At 49.9% G+C, this 2,345-nt stretch carries 2 protein-coding genes and 1 pseudogene; all 3 read left to right on the top strand.

Features of this window, described 5'->3' with window-relative positions:
• Positions 1-264: pseudogene (locus C3B51_RS22685) on the top strand (D-alanine--D-alanine ligase); the annotation flags it as partial.
• 1 nt (position 265) lies between these two features.
• Positions 266-1,045: a cell division protein FtsQ/DivIB gene (locus tag C3B51_RS22680; RefSeq protein ID WP_125717038.1), complete on the top strand. Its 780-nt coding sequence runs from the start codon at positions 266-268 to the stop codon at positions 1,043-1,045.
• Entirely contained in the window at positions 1,042-2,277 is a 1,236-nt protein-coding gene (gene ftsA / locus C3B51_RS22675; protein WP_046004801.1) for a cell division protein FtsA, read from the top strand. Before C3B51_RS22680 ends, ftsA begins: the two co-directional genes overlap by 4 nt.
• The last annotated feature ends 68 nt before the right edge of the window (positions 2,278-2,345 follow it).

Raw genomic sequence — 2,345 nt, 5'->3', positions numbered from 1 at the left:
AGCACTGAGTACTATTGCCCGGCAGATATCAGCACCGCGTACACCGAGCAGCTGCAAGTGATGGCGAAACATGCGTTTGAGCTGGTGGGTGCAACGGGCTGGGGCAGAGTGGATGCAATGCAAGATAGTAATGGCCAGTTTTATCTTCTGGAAGTGAATACGGTTCCGGGCATGACAGAAAAATCATTGGTGCCGATGGCAGCAAAGCAAAATGGGTTGTCATTTAAGCAATTAGTTATTCGCATTTTGGAGCAAACCCTTTAATATGCGTGCTCTTTTGGGAAAAATCGCCCCGCTGCGGCACAGTGTCAACTGGTCACTGCTATTTGGTGTGGGGTTTTTCCTGATTGTACTAATAGGACTGATACAAAGTGGCTTATGGGCGCGTGACTGGTTGACTCAGCACAGAGACACACAGATCAAGACCCTGACCGTGCTGGGCAAGCCCTATTACACCGCCGAGCACGACATTGTGAGGGCGATAAAGCAAACGGATTTGTCGAGTTTTTTTGAACTGGACGTTAAGGCGGTGCACGATGCGGTACAGGCATTGCCCTGGGTGGCCACCGTTTCGGTTAGGAAGCAGTGGCCAGATGCCTTGCAGGTATATGTGGTTGAGCATAAACCGGTTGCTGTGTGGAATAGTGACCTGTTGCTCAATAGTGCGGGTGGTGTGTTTCAGGCTAGCAGTACGCGATTGCCTGAGACTTTACCTGAGCTGTATGGCCCGGAAGGCAGTGAAGTCGAAGCCTGGCAGACGTTTTTACAACTAAAAGAAATGCTGGCTGTGAACCAGTTTAACCTGATCAGCTTGGCGCTTTCTGAGCGCTTTGCCTGGCAGCTATGGTTGGATAACGGCATTCGGCTCAATCTGGGTCGGGAAGATAAAGCACAACGTGTGCAACGGTTTATAGATGTTTATCCGAGGCTGGAAAGGCCAGAGGGCGCTCAGGTCGATGTGATTGACCTGAGATATGATACGGGACTGGCGGTTAGCTGGAAGTTCAGCCAGAACGAAGACAATAAAGATAAGAGTAAAGCATGACCAAGTCGGCAGAGAGAAACTTAGTGATTGGACTGGATGTAGGCACCTCTAAGGTGGTTGCAACGGTTGGGGAGATCACCGCAGACAACCAGCTGAGTATAGTTGGGGTCGGGAATCAGGTTGCCCATGGTATGGACAAAGGTGGCGTCAACGACCTCAACCTGGTATCAGACTCCATCAAGCGTGCTGTTGACGAAGCGGAGCTGATGGCTGATTGCCGGATCAGCTCTGTGTATCTCGGTATTTCGGGTAAACACATTCAGTGCCAGAACGAAAGTGGCGTGGTGGCCATTAACAATAATGCAGAGATCACCGATGACGACATTGCCAATGTGATCCACATCGCGCGCTCAGTGCCTATGTCTGCCGAGCGTAAAATGTTGCATTCGTTGCCTCAGGAATACAGTGTGGATATGCAAGAGGGCATTAAAAATCCTCTCGGGATGAGCGGTGTCAGAATGGAAGCCAAAGCGCACATTATCACCTGTTCAAACGACATGGCGAAAAACATCGAAAAGTGTGTTGAGCGTTGTGGGCTACAGGTCGATCAGTTGACCTTCACTGCGTTGGCATCGTGTTACTCGGTGCTGACAGAAGACGAAAAAGAGCTGGGCGTTGCGGTTGTCGATATTGGCGGCGGCACCATGGATATTGCTATTTTCGTCAATGGTGCCTTGCGCCATACCGCCGTTATTCCGGTTGCGGGTAATCAGGTAACAGGGGATATTGCAAAAATTTTCCGCACCCCTATTTCTCACGCGGAATCGCTGAAGGTACAATATGCCTATGCGAGTAGCCAGATGGCCAGCAACGAAGAAACGATTGAAGTACCCAGCGTAGGGGGGCGACCTGCGCGCATTATGTCTCGACATACTTTATCAGAGGTAGTTGAGCCCAGATTTCGTGAACTGTTTGAGCTGGTGCTTGAAGAGATCCGACGCTCTGGATTTGAAGATCAGATTGCCGCAGGTATTGTGCTAACCGGTGGCAGTGCAAAAATGAAAGGTGCACTGGAAGTGGCTGAAGACATTTTCCAGATGCCCGTTCGTGTTGGTAAACCTGTAGGGATAACAGGATTAACCGATTATGTTGATGATCCGGCATACGCAACAGCGGTAGGTTTGTTACAATATGGCCGAACGCTGCAAGTCAAGAATGCACACAGGACGAAAGCGGATGCCGAAGATGGTTGGTGGAACCGAGTCACAAAATGGTTCCAAGGTGAGTTTTAAGCTCAAGTCGGAGAGTGAAGATGTTTGATATTATGGAACAACACGGCGAAGAAGCCGTTATTAAAGTC

This window comes from Pseudoalteromonas rubra (genome assembly GCF_004212645.1).
Taxonomy (GTDB): domain Bacteria; phylum Pseudomonadota; class Gammaproteobacteria; order Enterobacterales; family Alteromonadaceae; genus Pseudoalteromonas; species Pseudoalteromonas rubra_G.
This window is presented reverse-complemented; position numbering and strand designations above follow the sequence as displayed.